The following is a 20,250-nucleotide window of genomic DNA, read 5'->3' as shown; positions in this document are numbered from 1 at the left end:
CCATCGCTTCCCCCCCGGAATTTTGATTAAGTTGCTGTTCAAAACCAACTGGAGGATCAGCCGATGCTTGTTGCTTCATTTGGACAGCTTCCTCACTTTCACCCTCTTCAGCTTCCATAGAAAGTTGTTCTTCCTCATCCCCATTGGCCTGGACCTTTTGATCATCTGACCTTCTCTGAACCAAAGGTGTCACCCTTTCTGCAATTGACTGCGCCTGAATTTTATTCTCTGCTTGAGCTTGAATGGTATCATCTTGAGCTTTTTCTTGCACCACCTTGTCTGCCATGGCATCAGCTTCTTGCTCATACTGATCACCTGGCTGTCCAACCGTTAATTTGGCCTGAAAAAATTGATCAGGCTGGTTTTGTGAGGCATGACCTCTGCTGGTTTTAGATTTGGAACTAAAGTGGCTCATACAATTGCTTGCATCAATTCATTTTTTGACTACATTTCAAAAACTATTCGAAACCCTTTTCATCTTAAGAACTGCCATGAGGACATGAAGACCAATTGTTTGCTTTGGCATGTTTTCGGATTTTATTAATCATCGGCATTACAATTTTTTTCCCTTCTTTATATGCTGGACCGGAACCTTTCGGGTCTCCATGGTCAGCCTTTATAACACTAATAAACTGTTCTATCCAGGCTATTTCTGCTTCAAAAACTGCGTCTTCAAACCTTTTATCCATCCTTAGCATCACTTCAGCCACCTTTTCATTGAAGGCCAAGTTACTTTTTGGAAAAGCCAAATCAGTTATCGACTTTTCTAAAGGTTTCAATACGATAGGCGAAATCAAAGCCTCACGCATTTTGGAGGCATGAACTCTTTCGTGGGCTAAAATAGCATCCTCCATATACCAATCTACATAAGAAAGCGCCTTACTGTTTAAATCCTTGATCTGATCGCAATAATTATCTTCGCTGGTGTTTCCTCCCGGCCCTGTGACTTCCTTCATTCCCGGAAGCAAACGTGTTTGAACAGAATAATGACCTGTTAATCCGGTAATTATAGGCTGCCACTTCACCCCATCATCTAATAATTTTAATCTAACCTCAATATTTTCAGGAAATACCCTCCCCAAATCAACGGGGCTTAAGGTATTTGAAGGAATCGCTCCGGCTTGCGCTATTACATTATTTAAGTTGATTTTAGTATCAATGGTAACCAGTAGTTCAGGATCGGCAACATCCACTCTCCTGTCAAGTTTGTCTAGGTATCTAATCGTATGCCTACCAACAATTCCATCTACGGTCAATCCCATATCTGCTTGAAAAGCTTTTACAGCTCTACTAGTTTCCCCACCGAAAGATCCATCTGCACCATATTTAGGTAATCGATAATCTAAACCAATTAATGCATGTTGCAATAACATCACCTCTTTTCCACTAGAGCCTATTTTCAAGACTGCATAATTGTCATATATATCTTCAAGTAGTTCAATGGTGGAAAACCTACTTGTTGGATGAAAATCATGCCCATCATTTAATTTGGGTTGTACAGTTTTTTTGGTTTTTCCTTTCTGCTGTAGGGTATGCGTAAGCTCATGCGCCAATAAGTGTTTTCCTGCTTTGGTTTCCGGTTGGTATTGTCCCTGACCAAAAAACAAGTCATATCCATGGGTAAAGGCTTTGGCATGAATTTTTTTCCACATCATTTGTGCTTTTTGACCCGTGTGAATTCTAACCTTACTAAAATCAGAATCAAAACTATTCTCCATCTTTTGTTTGACATCAGGCGCTAGGGCCATGCCTTTACCCTTTTCTTGAAAAAGTGTACTTTCTATGCTATCGGCCTGACTTTGGCCTCTTTTAATTTCCTTTGATCCATCATCCTTGGCTTGAATGCCTTCTTCCTCGTTTTTTGCTTGGAGAGGTTCCTCCTCTTCCGTTTTGGACTGAACAGCTTCCTCCTCTTCAGACATTTGTTGAACGGCCTCTTCTTCTTCACTTGAAGCACTTACCTGTTCCTCTTCTTCTACTTTTTGCAAACTATCTTCTATTTTGGATTGAACAGCTTCTTCCTCTTCTGCCTTCTGTACCGGTTCTTCTTCCGAAATCGCTTGTTTTTTTATTTCTTCCTCAGCATTTTCTTTCATGCTTACCTTATCTTCAGCATCTTCCTTACTCTGTACCGGATCTGCTGATTCATTTTCTTCAGTGGCTCTTTGTAGGAGGGGATCAAAAAAATGATCATTGGCAGCTTTTGGAATTAAAGCTTCTTTTCTATCCGGTTGTCGACGAAAAAATCCATTGCCTTCTTTGCTTTGAAATGCAGGATTCATCAAACCTACGGATGACTTTCTAAAACCATGTCTTTTCATAAGAATGTTTGTTACCAGTTTACAAACAAATGTCTTTTTTGCCAAGGCAGTTTTACCAAGGAAATATTCCATGGAATACTGTCCAGTAAAACATCTTGGGCTTTTCTCTCCACAAATAAGTGATTGGAATGCCCTTCAATCACCAATTTACCGTTTCTATTAATAAACTCGTTTCTAATCGTATCCAAGCCTGTACTGCCCAACCTTGTCCAATTTTCTTTCAAAGCTCCCAAGAGTTTATCCGTCTTTTCTTTAATTTCATTGGAGATTTCCACCTCTCTTGCTATAGTTATGTTCTGACTTAGGCCTATCAGGTATTTTTCTAAAACAAATTCAAAATCGAATGCTTTCTCCTCCTTAGTAGATAGGAAATGCAGGGCGTGAACTGCCAAATCTGCATCAACTATTTTTTCATTTTCATCCATCAATTGGCAATCTTTAAAAAATGCCTTCAAAAAGGGATGTAGTAAAATAAGACCTGCATTGTTTATATAATAGGTCTCTAAAGAATCCTCGGAAATTATCTCCCTTTCCTTTTTCATGTCCGGTAATTCATCAGCGAATCCCTTATTTCCATCTAAAAATTCATACACCAAAGGAAGAACTTTATTTCTCCCTTTAATATCATCAAATTTTATGACTTCTCTGAAGATTTTCTCTACTATTTTCCTTTCCGAGGTGGCGACTTTAGAATGGTAGACTTGAAATATTATATCCTTTCTAACATTCAATACTTTTCTCAAGCTTAAACCTATAATACACCTAAAGAAAATAACTTTTTGGTCATTCCTCAATTGTTCTATTATTTGATCATATTGTGATTTATTTATCAGGGCACTATTCTCAATCATCATCCATATTAATTCCTTGATATCATCATTTGCATATTGACTCAATACCCTTTCCAGAAATGATGCTTGTTGAAACTTTTTAAGCAATCCTTCCCTATCTATATATTTACTTAATAAAGTGCTAATTTTTTCCCAAGTGAAATATTCTCTTGCTTGCCTAATAGAATACCACCAAGGAAGGTTTCCATTTTCTAAAAAATAGATCCACGACTTCAAAGTATTTTCAACTGAATTTAAAGCTAAGCTTGCTTCACTACCTTCTTTTGAAAAAGAATCCTGAGCCCAATTACTTGGAACAAGTGCACCTTTCTTTTCTCTTCCTTTAAAGTCATTTATGGCTGTCGTTGAAATTGCTTTTGATATTGCTCTTTTAAATTGGTTAATAAATGCTTGCTGAACAAAATTAGGGTCTGAAAAATCCTCTTCCATAAGTTCCAAAGAGATACTTATCTCAGGAATCTGTATGGAAGCATAATGCAACTCCTTCTCCAATTCATCAAGATATTTGGTAACAGAGGGAATGATATAGTCCTCAATAAAAGTGTCTATATTTTTTTCTATAGACTTGGCATTCTCCACTGATTTGGAATATATATCGACAGAAATTTTTTCAATAAAATGGTTGTCGATTTCCTTCATATATTTTTTTTATTTCAATTTATTTATTATATTTCTACTCGCTAAGTCGCAAGACAAAGTTGATTTTACTGGCAATAAGTATGGAATAGGAAGCAGTCGATTAAGTCAAAATGTTTAGAAGTTTGCGTTCGTTACGTGTTGTTTACATCACTTTTGAGTCGCTTATACTACTAGACTAGAGATTAAAGTTTGTGGAATAGGAAAGAAGCCCATAGAGGACCAATCATCATCCGGAATTTGTATGATTGGTCCTTTTTCATGTATTAGAGTTTAAGCTTAGTAATGGTATCAATGGTACGTGGTTGGTTTCTTACAGCTGGAACCTCAATATAAACATCTACCAACTCAGTGAAAGGACTAAGGGTTGTGATCATTCTTTCCCTATCTATCTCTCTAGCTAAGACCACCACAAGGGAGGCTTTTGATGCTTGGTCTTTTTTGTGAAGACTACTCCTCAAGTTTAAAAACCTAAAAATGGTATCGTTTGTATTGGTAGAATTTTTATATTCATTGATCATTTCAATGCTAGCCCAACTTCCATTTACCCAATCACCTGTTAGGTAAAGATCATGAGGGATTTGTGAAGCCTCCAGGCTTCGCTGCACTCTACTGATAATTCTGGAAACAGAATTGGGAAGATCTTCTATACTTTCTGGAATTCTAGGATTATTTTCTCCGGTAAATCTAGAATCTGTCATCAAATCATCAATCAAATCATACCATTGTTTCCATTTGCCGGTAAAGGCACCATAATCATCATCTTTTTCTATTGGTGCAAATTCGTTTTGCAATTGCACATAGGTGCTTTCTCTATATTTTTTTAATTCTTCACAACGGATTGAATCAATTCTATAGGTCCTATCCGATTTCACCATGCCATCTTGAGTATAGGTATAGGAAGGGGAGTTTATACTTAAGGTATTGTCCGAAAAACTCACCTTGAATTCATCATCAAATGGACGAGTGATAACAAACCGTTTTAAAGATTCATCAAAATCAAACACCAATCCTTTAGGAAACCTTTCATTCAAGGCTTCAGTAATGGCATGCATTCTCCTTTTATATATCTGTTCAAAGGGTATTTCAAGAGTTACTGCCCCTGTGATTATGGGGGTTTCATTGATGGTGTAGCTGTTGACCGCCAAGCGATAACTTTTGGGCTGAATACCAAACCTCCTTACAGATCCTTTTATACTTCTAGACAAATTATTGAGGTATTTTAAAGAACTAATCCAAGGATAACTACAACTTGCAACCTTGATGTGGCCGGCCCCAATCAGTCCGCTTTCATCCACTACACGGTAAGATAATGAAAGGTCAGCAAAAACTTTGTTATCTTGACTCAGCAAGATATAAGTACCTGCTTTTGGAACCCCTCCAGAAGTAGTACAAGATGGGTGATCTTTAAGAAGCTTTTTAAGCTCTTTCTGATTTACTGAAAGATCAAAATGATAGACTTTGAATTCCAACCCAAACTGACTTATCATCGAATTAATGGCTTGAAAGGTGTTCTCCCCTTCTGTGCCCAAATGTCCACCAATCAAATAGCTGTCAACACCATCAAACTCTAGTAACAATGGATTGTTTCCCATTCCGTAATAAAAGCTAATGAGCTCGGAAGCCGAACCCCAATTACTAATTAATTCCTCATTGTTGACATAGTAAAATGGGATCGAAGGGAAAATGGCATTGTGTTTTCGCTTACCATTCGGTATAATCCTCAAGCCTTGATCTGTTTTTATTTCGAAAGATCTTAAAAGTGCTATCACCTTTTTGATTAAAGAATTGATTTCAATTTTTCTCTGTTCAAAACTGCCCAATGCAGGAGATTTATAAAAATCATGGCGAAAACCTGTTCCATCCAATTTCCCTAATTGAAGATGCTTGGGAAATGGGGTAATTTTTGGATTGGGCCAAAAATCGAATTCTTTTATTTCCTTTACTAACTCATTAAAAGTACCGATAAGGTCTTTGGCCAATTGGTATCGGTATTGAAAGAAGTTATAATCCTCTGAGGGATTATTAAAAAGCGCTTCGATTCTTTCATTATATATTTCGATTAAGTTTATTGTATCTTCAGCTGGTTCTAGGATTGACCCAAAGCCTTCAACAATTGCCTGAAGTCCTTTACCCAATTCTTCTATAGTGTTACCATTTTCTAAGGCTTCCCGATAAAGTTTATCAATTTGTGATAAATCTGTTGAATTTTCCCCATTGTGAACCACCTTCATCAAATGAATTGGTGCCAATTCTCCAAAGAGTTCCTTATTTGCTAAATCCTTAGATAGGATCTCATCTTGGTTTACCAGTCCTTGAATGCTAGCATCCTCTAGCATTAAAAAACGCAATTTAGAAATTTGCTCTATCCCCTGGTTGTCACAATTGATATCACCGCAAATGTCCTCCCCTTTTGGATAACTTTCCAGATAGGCCAAAACATTCATGTCCTCCCAGTTTTCCAGTGCTGACAATGGCTGGGCATCAACATCTTCCTCATTGCAAAACTCCCAAATGGGTATTTGCTCCTCATCTGCATAGAAATAAGGAGAGTATTTTGCTTTATCGTCAATAAACACTCTAAAATGAGTAAATGATAGTTTGTCTATTGAGATTGTATTTTCTTTGGGTTGCTCTTCCGACAGTTGTTTGTGAAGGACAATTAAATCGCCATCAGTGGTTATCCCCACACCTTGGCTGACTATAAATTCGTCCCCGGTTTCAGATACTCCTTTGGAAATGGTCAACCCATGAATGATGCCCACACCAGTCAGTGCCACCCGCGTCAACCTATTTTGATCTTCAAAATAGGCAATGGTCTCATTTAGCTGGGTATGCGTAAGCACCTGATCAGCCTTATAATTTCTATATTGGTAGGTTACGGAACTTAGTTTATTTGACATGGCCTACGGGATTAAATGGTTCCTAAATTAGATCTTCCTAAAATTATTGTATCCCTCATTGCATTACTTTCATCTTCATCCTCACAATTATACAATGTGCCTGTTGGGTAAATGGAATGCAATTCAGATAATATTTTTATAAATGCTTCGTGGTATTGGAAATCTCCAACTGTAAGGCCGGAGAGAAAATATTCATAGGCTTGTTCGAAGGGACTCATTTGGTCTTCTTGTTCTAAATCGCCTGTATTGGCCCTTCCTATCCAGCAGATTTTGGCTAAAATGTGTGCAGGCAATTCTTCCCTGATAATATTCTCGAGAAAATCCCTGAAATCCCTATCAGCAAACCTAAAAGAATTGCCCGGTAATACGATGGTAACTCTATATGAATATGGGTCCAGGCAATTACCTGGCCCACAATCATCCTTGCAAAAAGGAAGAAAATGCTGATTATTTAGATCTTCCTCATTAAAATCCGGCCTTAACAAAATGTTTTCGACCACAAACATTCCTTCATCATCCATATGCTCAGCCATAAATGACTTAAAACTCAACAGGGCATTCTTGAAATTTTGAAAAGTAAAGAACTTCTGTTGGCTTGCAATAATAAAATCCGGGCTATCCTGATTAATAATATCCGGATCAGATATCCCGAATGAAAATCTACCGGTAGGGGAAATACTCACCTGAAAACAAGCGAAATGGAAACTTTCCTCCGGAACATCTTCAAATTGATCAAGGACAGTGTTAATCATTTCGAGAGATACTGCCTTGACCTGCTGAATCACCAAGTAAATATCCTTATGGGCAGCAGTTCTGCCATAGTAGAATTTATTGGAGCTTAATAAAATATTATTATTCAGGTCATAAATTCTCCATTTAAAACCAGCCTCCCCTTCTGAGTTGGAGGTAGGGAAAATTTCAACAAAAGACTTGGAAAGGTTTTTTCGGAAATAATTCTTTATCCCCACCAATAAAGCAACCCTTTTCTCAAAACCTGACACGTTGGAGCTATTCCATAAGTTTTTTGGGGATTGCCTAAAATAATTCATGGCCGTGGCCCGCTCAGCACTAATATTGCCATACTCTTTTAGGAAATAAGACTTGGTTTCCAACACCTGTTCATCTACTCCTGAGCCGTAGATTTTTTTCATTAAAAATGCATAGTCAGAAAATTTCTCACCAAAACGGGCCAAAAGATGATCTTTGAGTTGTTGACTCCTTTTGTTTCGCTCATCAAAGGGAGCCATCAAGTCTTCGTATAAGTTTCCACTATCATAAAACTCGCCTAAAAATGTCTGATGGTCTCCAATATCCACAATGCTGGCAGTAAAATAAGTCCTTTCTTGGGTATCAAAAACGGACAATAAGTTTTTAACCTGACCGAGATGCTTAAAATAACTGACCAAAATTTGATCAAAAAAAGTCAAGTAAGCCTTCAATTGGTTGGCTTTTTCCTGACGCCCCATTCCTTCGGCACTTTCAGGAATACCAAGTGGACCTACACCATATACCTCAGGAAAATCATTCCTTATACTGGTATATTCTTCGAGGGAGTGACCATAAGGTTCAGGTAATGGAAACCCTTTCTCCTTGATCCCATATTGTTCTTCTCTAAATTGGTCACCTAGTGTTTTTTTATAATTAGAAACGGCCTCCTGATTAACATTAAGGGGCAGCAAGCCCTTGTAAAAGTTAAACTTACTTTTATCACATAAAACAGGTTTTTTACCCTCCGGAATTTCTATTACCCAACCATTACCTGAAAGGGATTCATCACAATGATTAAGGCTTAAATCCTTAATGGATTCCACCCCTTCAATATCCATAATCAAGTGGATAATATCAGATTGGCTGATAGTAGTTCTAAGTTTGGCAGCCTGTATTTCTTTCGGATCCAAATAGCCGTGTTTCAAATAGGGCCCCTCCAAAATTTCATCAGCAGAATACCCTTTAACCAGCATGTTTTCAAAAGAGTAAAAATGAAGATTGGGTGAGAAATATTGTTCAATATTCCATTCAATTGTTGCAGCAATCAACTCTTCATCTGCATCAGGGCTCAACTCCATAATGGCACAAACCTGAATTGGATGCGCCTCCACAGGTAGCACTTCCACCAAGTCTTCGCATAAGTTTCTATTCTGATGGTAAGCCCGCATCACATTTTTTCTTATTTGATCAAATGGAATTTCATCAGCCGCATCTACCAATATTTTATGCAGTCCTTTTAACTCAAATGACTTTTTATCCTTCTCCGGAATCCCCTGCCAAATATCAGGTTCATAAGCCATTTTTAAGTTTTTGCAATCCATAAAAACTTCTTTCTTATAAGGCTCAATCCAACTGTTTTTGACACCTTCAATGTCCATAAATAGCATCCGGTAATCCAACTCAGTCAATGCCTTGCATGGCAAAACATCCGGGGCCATATGAAAATGCTTTTTAAGGTAGTTTGTTTTATCCCCTCCCAACAGTAAGTCTTTCACAGGCAGGGAAAGCCTATAGCCCAGATCAGTTATGGCATAGGCTAGAATTTCTAATATTGTAATACCAGGATCATGGGTATTGTAATCCGTCCAAAGTTTATTGCCCAATCTTTGAATAACTTTAATTCCTTCTTCCTTTAGAAAATGAAAGTCTTGGTCATCTTGTGAATGAACTTCTTTTGAAATGGGACGATATGTGTTTTGATCCATCATATATCAATTACTAAGGGGGGCATAAATGGAAATATCATGAGATTTTGCAGCCACCAATACATGTTTGGGACTACTTGGAAGAATATCATTGCCCATCTCTACATTGTTTCTAAATATTCTGGGTTCTTGGATAAAATCCACATAACTCAATTTTTCAATAAAGTATACCAAGCTACTTTTATTGAAATGACTGTTAAAATCTATCGCTAGTTTTTCTCCACTTGTCCATGGTGAAAGGTAATTTATAATATCCTCCTCTAACTCATTCATAAAGAATGCTTTATCTACTCCCGGGTTAAAGGTTACTTGAAGCCTAATTCTTACCTCCTCATATTGTGGATTGACCACTTTAATCGCTAGTCTTGGTGCAGCTTTCTCTTCTAAAAAGCCTGTGATTTCATTTAACTTCGCAGCGCTAAATGTTGGTTGAAAGATGTCATACACATTTTTATTCAAGGTGTCAGGGATAACCAAAACCATCACATGACCGGGGGACAAGAAGGAGGTTGAACAGGTATGGTTGAGACATTTGACCTTATATACCTCAGGGAAGGCTTGCAATACCAGGTGCTCCATATCCCAAAGTGAAACAGCTCTGTTTTTGTGCCGCAGCCTTTCACTCGCTCTGATATAAAATTCATTGTCTTTTTCTGTTGCCTTCCCTCCAAAGGAATTGAAAGGTTGGGTTACACTTTTAATTCCTGCCTTTCTTGCGATCATTTTGGTAATGCTTTGGGCAGGCAGTCCCTCCTTTAAATGACTCAAATCATTGTCATTGTCAACCAAAACTACTTCAATGGCTTGGGCGAAAATTCCCAGTACCCTACTCGTAGCATTATATGCCTTGGTCGAACTTACCCTTATCCATATCAATGCATTGTCCATTCTTTGGTGGGAGGAAAAAGCTTCTTCCGGTAAGGAAAAAGTGATGATGCCTGATTTAAGCAAGTTATCTGTCTGATCAGAAACAATATGTTCCCTTTCTAGCTCCAGCCAATAATTGCCAGCTAGAACGGACCACTTTAATCCTTCATTATCATCTGGGTTATTTAGGGAGGGGTTTTCACTTCCTTCCAATACCTGAATCAGTAAAGAAAGTTGCTCCAAAGGAGCCAAGCCTGAAATGCCAATACACATTTCACCTGCCGTTGGGGAAAAAGGAAAGGCATACAATTCATTGTCAGGTGTGTGAGCCAAGGCTGTTTTTGTACTTTTACTTTCCTCATACCACCCAAAATCATCCCTTACAAAAAATTGTAAATCAGATTCCTCGGAATTGCTTAAATTAAACAAATCCTCTGTTTCGTACTCCACCTGAAGGTTTTCCAATAAAGGGATATACGGTTCATTAGGAATAGGCGTTTCAGGTTGATCACTAGACATTGCCAAGGCATAAATTCTAGGATACATTTCCGAGAGGAAAGACTGCAATAAGGTTATCTTAATGCCTTCCCTAAGCTCCAATCGGGAGTTTCCTCCTTCGGGCAAAATATCAAAACTGGTTTTGAAACCTTCACTATCAGTTTCAAACAAAACTTCTTCCGGTAACTTTGTTTCCCATCCTTGATCTTCCTTAAGTGAAAGACTTGCTTTAAAGTGATTATTCCCTTTAACAATAAGGTTATTCGGATCCGGATTTACTATAATTTTATTGTCTAATAAAGGGCCCCTAAAACCTGTGGGCTGCAATAAAAACGACTTAATGGGTTGAGCCAAACTTGCATTGGCTACAAAGTGTTGCGAAAAGTAATTGTCTTTACTCAGGTATTGACTCCCAATGTCTCTGTATCCATAATACCAGTCTTTGAAGTCTTCAGGTGTGTTGGCCCATTTTCCACTTAGGCTGACTTTTTTAGGGCTTTTCTTTTCCCATTCGGAATACTTGACGTAGAAACTGCTCCCTTTTTTAGGAATACTTCCAAAGGGTTGAAAAGGCTTTTCGGGGTTTAAGACACCTAAATCTGACTCAATAATTGGTGTATTGATATTATTATAGCTGGTTTGAATGGTAAGGTTTTGAAGGGGTGTCTCTCCTATTCCTTTTATCCATTGAAAGGCTTTGGTAGAATTGCAAGTTATGTCAAACCATATCAATGGAGCTCCTTTACCTTTGATACCGCCATGAATTTTCGCTTGTTGATCCACAATTGCAGGTAGGGATTTACCCACAAAAAGGACAATTGTAAGTTGCTTACCTGATATACTGGATTTAAAATTGCTTTTTTCCGGGTGATCACTTGGAGAAAGTGCAACCCATCCTTTATCACCAGTATATTCAACGGAGAAAAGTTGGTGGATATCATGAGCGGAACCGGAAAATGGCAGGTTCTTTTTAAATGTAAACGAAAAACTCAAATACTTATCTGAGTCAGCTGAAGACCACAAAGAGGTGACCGATACTCCAAATCCGAATGAAGCATCCTGCAATTCAGGGTAACTTGCATTGGCCAAGGGATGACCAAAAGGCCACCATCCTTGGTTGTCATCTTTAAATGCCTCCCCCCTTCCATCAAGAGAATCAGCAACCTGACTCACTTTAATTTTTTTCCCGCCGGAGTCAATGTACCTATTTTTTATTTGACTTACTTGGGCAAGATTATGAATAAAATCATATTCCAAGCTATAGGTACGTTTTTTCCCGGTGTCATCCACACCTCCATCGAAGGTTGTCCCTTTGGTTAAAATAGGCTTGGCCCCTTTACCACTTTCTATTACAAGAAATGCTGCATCAGGAACAGGAGCTAATTTAGAGAATCGCAATACTTTCTTATAATAAAAGTCCAAGTGCCTTTTCGTAATATTATTTAGGCTGTGACTGGAATTTTCTAAAAGCTTCAAAAAAGTTATTAGCAAGGTTAACTGGGGCTTTAAGTTTCCCTCTTTTTCAAAAAGCTCCAGTTTACTATGAATTGATTGAATCAACTTATTATAAGCAATACTACCTTTTTCAGGCAGGGTTTCTTCCAATTGTAAATCATCAAAAAACAGTTGCCAATTGTCTATGGTGACCTTTGAGGTGTCGGCCGGAAAAAAAGGTATATATCTAGCAAAATTATTGGCAAAGAGCAACCAGTCACCTAAGTCCAGATCCATTAAATTTAAAGTTGATGGATCCAAAGCCGGATTTATTCTCATTGCTTGGGAGGTGCCTTTCCTCCACAAGACTTTTAATATGTTCAGGTTATCTGGCTGCATATTTACTATATCGATGTTCCTTCATTCAAGTAATAAGGATAAACCATATTCATTCTGGAATTGGTACTTCTGACCAAATAATTTAACTTGATCAATACCTTTCCAGTAACCAATTCTTCTTCAAGAATTTCAATTTTTTCAACTTCTATTCTTGGTTCATGGTATAAAATGGCCGTCCGAATCAGCTCTGATATATAGGTTATGGTTGTCCGGTTTAAATTTTCAAACTGTAACTCATCCAATTGGCAGCCATATTTAGGCTGCATTACCCTTTCACCCAAGCGAGTTGACAATAAGATCCATAGGCTTTCCTGTATATCTATTAGGCCTGTGCTCATCTTCACAGAGCCTGAATCTTTTTCAAAAACTGGTGGGAAACTCCAACCTTTCCCTAAAAAATCTAAATCATCTTCCATATCCCTATCCTTTTTAACCTATAAGTACAGTGGGCAATCCTGCCACGATAGACCCGCCATGGCTGGTGCTATCTCCCATTCTGGCTGCCGGCATTCCACCAATTAAAACCGTAGATGACCCTGCTACAATGCTATCCGGCGGACCAGAACAAGTAGCCATATCCCCTACCCTTGCCGCAGGCATTCCACCGATCAATACGGTGGGTTCTCCCGGCGGTAATATAGGTCCTCCAACATGAGGTACTCCTCCGGGGTTAACCATCGGGCAAACATGCATATCTGTAATTCTTGCTGCAGGTAATCCCATACTATTATCAATTTATTTGTATCAATGAACCTTTAACAGTGGTGGTACCACTACTGGAAAGTGTGGCAGCTGCACTGCCCTCAGCTTTTAATTCGGCTTGAGATTTAATATTTATGTTAACACCTTCCAAATTAATATCACCCGTACTCTTGATGGTCATATTCGATCCACTCTCCATCACTATGCCCTCTCCATTCATGGTAACCGAATTTCCATGATCATCCGTAATGGTAATGGCATCCTCATCCTCATCCAACACAATTTTTTTTCCTGCGGGAGTCTCTATTTCCATTTTGTTCAACTCATCATCAAACATCACCTTCATTCCAGACCTGGAAACATATCCTTTTTGATGGTTGTCATCCGAAAGCTCCAAATGACTGGGATGACTACTGCTGTTTAACATGCCAAGGACCACTCCTTGATTGGGGTCTTCATTGATAAAGCCCACAATTACCTCATCCCCAATTTCAGGTCGAAAAGCAAAACCTCTTTCATCGCCTGCATCTAAGGAACTCAACCTGCACCAGACTCCCTGCTCTTCTTCATTGATCACAGGAAACTTAACCATGATTCTGTCTTCACCGTCGGGGTCACCTTCCAATTGAGAAACTATCCCCACTTGCAAACCTTTTACCGCTGCTAATAGCCCCGAAGTAGGTTGGGTATGAATAGAAAATTGCTCTGTAAACCATTCAGGGTCCATCCCAAATTGCACGTCCATTGTCCAATTTCCATCCGCAATCTGATGCCTAATTCCGGAAACATAGGCATCTCCGGAAAACCGGTTACCAACCCCATTTAGGGATAAACACTGACCCGGAACGGGCTCAGAATTTCCTTGAATCTTTACTCTCCCTCTAGTTTTGGCAAGCTGCTGAAACATCCACTTGCTATCTGCCCAATCCTGTAATAGGGCATCAGCAATTTTACCTCCATTTTTTAGATCCACAGGATCTAGACCCATCAAATCCGATAATTCATCGGGACTAAGGTTGCCATTGAGATTAAAGGCCGGGTTGGTCGCTTCAATTTTTATCATTTCATGGTCGGTAGGATTCCATCCAAAAGACGAAACTCCGGGAACCTGGTTCCTTCCATCCATTTCAGCATCAAACTCCATAATATTATCTCCAAACTGTACAGACCTCACACTACTTTGCCCGGGATCAGGTTTAGCAACTTGAACCTTTCCATTTTCTACGTTTACTACCATACCATTGGCTTGGGCTCTTGCCACCAAAAAATCCCAATCGGTACACTGGTATTGGATCATCTCAGGATGGGCATAATTGGTAGATTCCACAGCTGCTTCAAGCCCATTTCTTGTGATTAATTCTTCCATCAAATCACTGTCTTTGGAATCGTAGAAATAGCCCGATTTGCGGTTTTTGGCCATTTTAAATACCTGATCCTTACAGTCAATTTCCAATATAGCACCTTGGCTTCTAATCTTTATTTTGTGATTGATTATAATCCCTTTAAATATGGTTACCACTTCACCATCATAACCCGCTAATACCTCAATTTCATTGCCGGGTAACAGGGTCGATTCGTTACTAATAGGAAAATCACTTTTGGCCGGATCCCCATCTAAAACCACTATTTTGGCCATTGGAATTCTATTCAATTCTCGGTGAGTTGAAACATTCATTACCTGAATAGTATCAGGCAATTCATTTTGGGAAACCATAACAGTCAAGGAAACTATACTTCCGGTATTTATCATCTTTATCTTATAATTTTATGCAGAACCTTGCTTGTCAATGGGAGGGAAATAAATGGCTTGGCCGGGGCTTAGGTTCCTGAAATTAACCAGTTTATTTACCCTCGCCACTTCTAAATAATACTTTGGATCTCCATAAATCCTTTGTGCCATCAAGGGCAAATTATCCCCAGCTTTGACAATTCTATAATGGGTTAAATCCGGAGAACTTCGGTTCTCTTTTGCTACCCTTAGATCATCCTCAACAAAACCTTTAAACTTTGCCTTGGCTACTGCCCTTAAAGGTGTACCATCTGGCCTAAATAGCTTGAATTCCACCGTCATTTCCACCAAGCTGCCCTTAAATAAAAGACTACCCCAGGATATCATTACATAATTTGGCTTATGTTCTTCACCATTGTAGTCAAGGACTACCTTCTTGAAATGTTCAATATCATCGATAATGCCATCTTCAGCTTTTTCTTTCCCTTTGACTATTCCAGTCCTATCAAATAGAAATTCTAAATCGAGTTCTTCAGGTAGCTTTTTACTAAATTTGATGGGAGCAGCACTGGTTCCGGGGGCCTGATCCTCATTCTGCTCAATCTTGTACTGATAAGCATATTTTTCAGGATTTAGCAAGGTTGTAAACTCTCCATCGGCTACTTTATCACTGAATTCAGGATCGCTATAGGCGATCAATTTTAGCTTCTCTAATTTCCCTTCACTCATGACAATTACCTTTCTTTTTTAAATTTAAGGATTTCCATCACCTGTTCCACACATTCAGCTACTACTTTTTCTTTGTCCACACTTGCACCTTTTTTCGCCTTCCCTGCTTCTTCCACATGAAATTTGATATGCATTTCTTTAATATTTATTGCCATTAGTTGATTCTTGTAAAGTATTGGTAAGAAAATTCCATGCTTTCGATGGCCATTTTGCTCTCCATTGAATTGAAAGGTTCAATGGCCAGTTTAACGGGAAAGGCATTGACCACATTCCATGTAACTAAGGGTTCATGTTTCTCATTTAATAAATCTATGGTAATGGTCTTGGTCTCAAAATTGAAATTCTCCATGGACTCTTTGAACCAGTCAGTCAGCCCCGTTGAACCTGCCAGGCCTTTTTTTAAAATCAAATTGGAGTATTTGGTTTTTACAGGTAGTTTGTGCTTGAACCTGTTTTCCCCACCTTCTGCATATTCCTCTGTATCCATACTCACATCCAACCCTGAGACAGATTGAAAATAAGTATCTTCTGTATCCTCCAATCCCGCAATAGAGACTTTAAAATGAAAGCTTACATAGGGATAAGTATCAGCCATAGTTATTCATTTTGTATGCTAAGACCTTCATGCACCAATTCCATGGTTTGGATGGCTACTTCATTGCCATCTGCTTTTAAATCGGTGGATTGAATCTTGGTAGGCCAGGCATTTTTTACTTTCCATGTCACCACAGGTTCATGCTCTTCGTTCAGAAGTTTTATGGTGATGTCTCTGCGCTCTATCTGATTCAAGCTGACCGTATTCCACCATTCATAAAACTCATTATCCCCTGCAAAAGTCCCGCTTTTCAGGGTAATATTGCTGTATTTTTGAAGTCCCGGCATCTTTATTTTACTGTATTCCGGGCTAGCGCCATGCCTGTATTCAATGACTTCCGTTTCCACATCAAGACCAGAAACTTCCGTAAAACCTATTATTGTTCCTCCCCAATCAACGGAGAAATGAAACTTCGATAATGGATAACTCATGATTTTTTACATTTAAAGGGTTAAAACAAGAAATCAGGATTCCTGCATTTTGTGTGAAAATTTCAAAATGATAAATTCTGCAGGGCGGACAACCGCCATGCCTATCTCTACAATCATTTTTCCTTCTAAAACATCCATAGCCGTCATGGTTTGACCCAACCCAACCCGGACGTAAAAAGCTTGCTCAGGCTTGGCCCCGGCCAATGCGCCTGCCCTCCACTGAAGGATTAGAAAGTTCTCAATCATGGCCCGAACTTTGACCCAAGTGTTGGCATCGTTAGGGTCAAACACGAATTGCTGGGTGGCATTTTTCACAGATTCCTCCACCATATTGAAAAACCTTGTCACTGAAACAAAACGCCATTCATTGTCATTTCCGGCGAGGGTTCTGGCTCCCCAAACTAGGGTTCCTTTACCCGTGAATGAGCGAATAGCATTTATTGACTTTCCCGCAATGGTGTCTACATTCAACCTATCCTGCATATCATTGGTAATTTTTACAGTAGGCTTGACCACATAATTTAAGGAAATATTGGCAGGAGCTTTCCATACCCCAATATTTGAATCCACTTTGGCGTAGATCCCTGCTATTAGGGCGGAAGGCGGTAAGATCACCTTAACTTTATTTATTTCTGCTTTAATCTTATTGTAAGTAGCACTGTCTATGGCTTCAACCTCACTAAGTGCCAGTCCATTAAGTGCACCTTCTGATTCCATATCCAGCTCCTCAATATCTAACATTGCGTCCAAAATAGCAGGATCTATTAAATCTAATACTGATTGGAGCAAGGCACTAACATCAGTACCGGTAAGCGCTGTATTTGCATCTCCTGATGCCTGCTTAACTGCTGTTCCGTCAATGTCTTGATTTAAAATATCCAGATGCCCCTGAAGTGTGGCAATAAAGGAAGGAACATCTCCGGCTTCTTCGAGTTCGGCATTTAGGGCATCAGCCGCTTCAGTAGCTGCGGTGGCAAGTGATTCGTCTTGCTCTTGAGCCATAGCCGCTACATTATTGGTATCTTCTACAATCTCAGCCATAAGACCTACAAATTCGTTCAATGCATCTACAATTGCACTCAATGGATCAACAACCGTACTTTTATTGGTCACTGCATCCTCATCGGTACCTCCTTGAATGGTGGAATCTGCAGCAGTTAATCCGGATACTTCTGTAGGTAAGTCTGTCATGATCCCCTCTGCCTCTACCAGGATATCATCCACTTCTTCTAAGATATCAGAAACCGGAGAAGCGTCTGTTATTAGGTGTGAAACCTCGGTTTGTTCCGGGTCATAGCTGTAATTTAAAATGGTCTCTAAGTAAGGAAAATAAACAGCCCCATATTTCTTTTCTTCAATATCAGAAGTTATTAATTCTCTCACCCCTGACTCCAAAGAAATCTCTGTTTCCATAGTATTGGTGTAAGTGTCGATGATAGTAAACCTATCTCTCATTTTCCTACACAAAGCCATGGCATTGTTGTAAATGGCATAAAATTCTGCAGCCTCAGGAAGCGAGGTAGCGTCAGGAAATAAAATCAAAGTTGGCTCATCTTCCTTTTCCAATTCCTGTAAACCTGTATTTAAAGCTGCCATGGTTACAGGGGTAACCGGATCCGCATCATCATATATCCCTACTGAAATTATGTAACAAGGACCTCCGCCATTGGCAAAATAAGCCTGCATCGCATAGTACATTAGAAAAGGCGATTTGTCCTCGGGATATGGAGCCTCCACCAAAATTGATTTCTCTCCGGCCTCTTCCGTTACCTGAACCTTAAGTCCCATCTCCGGCTCCGGTCCACCAAAATATGTCTCATATTCCAGCAATGAAACAATTCGTTTAGGCTCCAAGTACAATGTCTCACTTGTGTCAGCCTCCTTTTCTCTAGCTTTTTCTGTGTAACCTATAAAAGCCGGAATTGCGGTTTCTACTTGGGCTACGGATGGGGGAAATTTCGATATTTCCTCAATGTATACACCTGGGGTTCTATAATTTGCTGCCATGGTTCAACCTGTTAAATATAAATTTCTGAATAATAATTGTTTTCATCTATCCTGATACGCTCAACACTTGGGTTGGGAAATTGTAATTCACTCAAATCATCATTGGGTTCATCAAAATCTGAATCCGATTGGATCTGAACGAAACCGTTTTTAGACAGTGGCTTTGGGGAGTTGGTGGTTACACTGCTGTTATTTGCTTGCTGGTGGTAGGTCCAATAAGTACTTCTATTGTCAAAATTAATCTTGAAAACTGTTGGATTAACTTTTAGGGTACCATTTACATTCGTGACATTCAAGTTCCCATTTTCCCCTTGCATACTTACCAAAAGGAGACCTTTTGCTTGATTGCCTTCGTTAGGATTAACCCCTTCAGCAAAATAAGTATCAACACTTTCTCTGGGAACTACAAAGGCCTCTGAAAATACAGTATTCTCACTTTCTGTAGGCATTAATTCAAAATCTACCTCCTGAAAATGCTCAGGAATAAAATTTGACAGTAGAATTTTCCCATTCGACAAGGGATCCATGGCCGTATAGTTTTCAAAATAAGGATCCTTATAAGAAATAAGAAAAGACAATACCAAATCCTGTTCTATACTGATAAAGCTTTCTTGAACATTTTCTTCCATCACCCGAGAAAAAACGATTATCCCTTCGTTGGTAAATCTATAGAGCAACTGAAATCTCTTGAAGTTTTTTAAGGTAGCTTGGGTGGGAGTTATCCTTAAGAAATCCTGCCAATTGTATTTTCTTAGATTGGTCTGTCTGTCATCTTCTTCTAAATCCTCAAAAGCCACCTCTCCACTATTGAGGTAGTAGGAATGATATACCTTTAGCAAAAACAATTTCTTATATTGAGCAGCTATCATGGTCAGTTTTTCTTTTTAAGCTCAGTATGCACACTTTCTATCAAAGGACCTTCACTATGTGTCAAATCCCGTTCTAAAGAAAGTATATTGAGTTGATATAAAACTGAAGGCAGTTGTTTCCCTCCCAAGGTTCCCCAGATAAAATTCATCTCTTCAAAGGTGGGGGTATATAGCTCTAATGAGAAATCGAAATCTCCAACATTTTCCATTGCTTCCAATTCTCTATTGAATACTGTATTGTATTGATTAAATCTTTTCTTTCCTTGAAAAAATTTAATCACTGCAGATAGATCCCTTAAAGAGTTACTGTAAAGATTTCTATTGGCAGAAAAAAGCAGGAATAAATGTAGGTTGATTACCCTATTCTTGTACTCCACTTTTCCATCGTTAAATCGTTGGTTAGGAAAGTTTTTTAATGCACCTTCCTCATGTAAATTTACAAGCGTCAAAACCATCTTATCTCTCATGGCATCTGCCGCTTCGGTGGTCCCTTCAGCCATGGCGATATTATCTATCACGACATCAGAATTCTCCAGCCCTAATCCCTCAAAATAATGGTTGATCTGCTCTTTTAATATTTGAAAAA

General features: G+C 38.9%; 15 protein-coding genes and 1 pseudogene. All 16 read right to left on the bottom strand.

Annotation, left to right across the window (positions count from 1 at the left end):
* A pseudogene (locus tag AAC037_RS02745) lies at nucleotides 1-415 on the bottom strand (hypothetical protein); the annotation flags it as partial.
* Nucleotides 416-479: 64 nt separating this feature from the next.
* Nucleotides 480-2,321 (bottom strand): DUF4157 domain-containing protein, encoded by a 1,842-nt coding sequence (locus AAC037_RS02740; protein WP_339901461.1) that lies wholly within the window; start codon nucleotides 2,319-2,321, stop codon nucleotides 480-482.
* Between the two features lie 11 nt (nucleotides 2,322-2,332).
* The gene (locus tag AAC037_RS02735; RefSeq protein ID WP_339901459.1) at nucleotides 2,333-3,811 is read right to left on the bottom strand and encodes a contractile injection system tape measure protein; all 1,479 of its coding nucleotides are present in this window, start codon (nucleotides 3,809-3,811) and stop codon (nucleotides 2,333-2,335) included.
* Between the two features lie 263 nt (nucleotides 3,812-4,074).
* A complete protein-coding gene (locus tag AAC037_RS02730) occupies nucleotides 4,075-6,711 on the bottom strand; it encodes a hypothetical protein (RefSeq protein ID WP_339901457.1) in 2,637 nt (878 codons plus the stop codon).
* 11 nt (nucleotides 6,712-6,722) lie between these two features.
* Nucleotides 6,723-9,407 (bottom strand): hypothetical protein, encoded by a 2,685-nt coding sequence (locus AAC037_RS02725; RefSeq protein ID WP_339901456.1) that lies wholly within the window; start codon nucleotides 9,405-9,407, stop codon nucleotides 6,723-6,725.
* 3 nt (nucleotides 9,408-9,410) lie between these two features.
* Nucleotides 9,411-12,602, bottom strand: coding sequence for a baseplate J/gp47 family protein (locus tag AAC037_RS02720; protein WP_339901455.1), 3,192 nt, complete (start codon nucleotides 12,600-12,602; stop codon nucleotides 9,411-9,413).
* A 5-nt stretch (nucleotides 12,603-12,607) separates the two neighbouring features.
* Nucleotides 12,608-13,018: a GPW/gp25 family protein gene (locus AAC037_RS02715; RefSeq protein WP_339901454.1), complete on the bottom strand. Its 411-nt coding sequence runs from the start codon at nucleotides 13,016-13,018 to the stop codon at nucleotides 12,608-12,610.
* A 13-nt stretch (nucleotides 13,019-13,031) separates the two neighbouring features.
* Nucleotides 13,032-13,325, bottom strand: coding sequence for a PAAR domain-containing protein (locus AAC037_RS02710; protein ID WP_303612184.1), 294 nt, complete (start codon nucleotides 13,323-13,325; stop codon nucleotides 13,032-13,034).
* A 7-nt stretch (nucleotides 13,326-13,332) separates the two neighbouring features.
* Nucleotides 13,333-15,054, bottom strand: a complete 1,722-nt coding sequence (vgrG, locus tag AAC037_RS02705) for a type VI secretion system tip protein VgrG (protein WP_339901452.1) — start codon at nucleotides 15,052-15,054, stop codon at nucleotides 13,333-13,335.
* A 15-nt stretch (nucleotides 15,055-15,069) separates the two neighbouring features.
* Nucleotides 15,070-15,762 carry a LysM peptidoglycan-binding domain-containing protein gene (locus AAC037_RS02700; RefSeq protein WP_339901451.1) on the bottom strand — a complete coding sequence of 231 codons (693 nt, stop codon included), beginning with the start codon at nucleotides 15,760-15,762 and terminating at the stop codon, nucleotides 15,070-15,072.
* Between the two features lie 5 nt (nucleotides 15,763-15,767).
* On the bottom strand, nucleotides 15,768-15,917 hold the full coding sequence (locus tag AAC037_RS02695; protein ID WP_339901449.1) for a DUF5908 family protein: 150 nt from the start codon (nucleotides 15,915-15,917) through the stop codon (nucleotides 15,768-15,770).
* Nucleotides 15,917-16,357: a phage tail protein gene (locus tag AAC037_RS02690; RefSeq protein WP_303612180.1), complete on the bottom strand. Its 441-nt coding sequence runs from the start codon at nucleotides 16,355-16,357 to the stop codon at nucleotides 15,917-15,919. The genes AAC037_RS02695 and AAC037_RS02690 overlap by 1 nt, the downstream gene beginning before the upstream one ends.
* Nucleotides 16,358-16,359: 2 nt before the next feature.
* A complete protein-coding gene (locus AAC037_RS02685) occupies nucleotides 16,360-16,788 on the bottom strand; it encodes a phage tail protein (RefSeq protein WP_303612179.1) in 429 nt (142 codons plus the stop codon).
* 33 nt (nucleotides 16,789-16,821) lie between these two features.
* The gene (locus AAC037_RS02680) at nucleotides 16,822-18,795 is read right to left on the bottom strand and encodes a phage tail sheath C-terminal domain-containing protein (protein WP_339901447.1); all 1,974 of its coding nucleotides are present in this window, start codon (nucleotides 18,793-18,795) and stop codon (nucleotides 16,822-16,824) included.
* Nucleotides 18,796-18,806: 11 nt separating this feature from the next.
* Entirely contained in the window at nucleotides 18,807-19,664 is an 858-nt protein-coding gene (locus AAC037_RS02675) for a hypothetical protein (RefSeq protein ID WP_339901445.1), read from the bottom strand.
* A gap of 2 nt (nucleotides 19,665-19,666) precedes the next feature.
* The coding region (locus AAC037_RS02670; protein ID WP_339901444.1) for a DUF4255 domain-containing protein at nucleotides 19,667-20,250 on the bottom strand (584 nt) is incomplete at its 5' end.

Origin of the sequence: uncultured Cyclobacterium sp., from assembly GCF_963976465.1 — a bacterium.
Lineage (GTDB): Bacteria > Bacteroidota > Bacteroidia > Cytophagales > Cyclobacteriaceae > Cyclobacterium.
This window is presented reverse-complemented; position numbering and strand designations above follow the sequence as displayed.

Excerpts from the sequence above, each read along its gene's own strand:
- AAC037_RS02740 (WP_339901461.1), bottom strand. The coding sequence starts at position 2,321 with ATGAAAAGACATGGTTTTAGAAAGTCATCCGTAGGTTTGATGAATCCT.
- AAC037_RS02735 (WP_339901459.1), bottom strand. The coding sequence starts at position 3,811 with ATGAAGGAAATCGACAACCATTTTATTGAAAAAATTTCTGTCGATATA.
- AAC037_RS02730 (WP_339901457.1), bottom strand. The coding sequence starts at position 6,711 with ATGTCAAATAAACTAAGTTCCGTAACCTACCAATATAGAAATTATAAG.
- AAC037_RS02725 (WP_339901456.1), bottom strand. The coding sequence starts at position 9,407 with ATGATGGATCAAAACACATATCGTCCCATTTCAAAAGAAGTTCATTCA.
- AAC037_RS02720 (WP_339901455.1), bottom strand. The coding sequence starts at position 12,602 with ATGCAGCCAGATAACCTGAACATATTAAAAGTCTTGTGGAGGAAAGGC.
- AAC037_RS02715 (WP_339901454.1), bottom strand. The coding sequence starts at position 13,018 with ATGGAAGATGATTTAGATTTTTTAGGGAAAGGTTGGAGTTTCCCACCA.
- AAC037_RS02710 (WP_303612184.1), bottom strand. The coding sequence starts at position 13,325 with ATGGGATTACCTGCAGCAAGAATTACAGATATGCATGTTTGCCCGATG.
- vgrG (WP_339901452.1), bottom strand. The coding sequence starts at position 15,054 with ATGATAAATACCGGAAGTATAGTTTCCTTGACTGTTATGGTTTCCCAA.
- AAC037_RS02700 (WP_339901451.1), bottom strand. The coding sequence starts at position 15,762 with ATGAGTGAAGGGAAATTAGAGAAGCTAAAATTGATCGCCTATAGCGAT.
- AAC037_RS02695 (WP_339901449.1), bottom strand. The coding sequence starts at position 15,917 with ATGGCAATAAATATTAAAGAAATGCATATCAAATTTCATGTGGAAGAA.
- AAC037_RS02690 (WP_303612180.1), bottom strand. The coding sequence starts at position 16,357 with ATGGCTGATACTTATCCCTATGTAAGCTTTCATTTTAAAGTCTCTATT.
- AAC037_RS02685 (WP_303612179.1), bottom strand. The coding sequence starts at position 16,788 with ATGAGTTATCCATTATCGAAGTTTCATTTCTCCGTTGATTGGGGAGGA.
- AAC037_RS02680 (WP_339901447.1), bottom strand. The coding sequence starts at position 18,795 with ATGGCAGCAAATTATAGAACCCCAGGTGTATACATTGAGGAAATATCG.
- AAC037_RS02675 (WP_339901445.1), bottom strand. The coding sequence starts at position 19,664 with ATGATAGCTGCTCAATATAAGAAATTGTTTTTGCTAAAGGTATATCAT.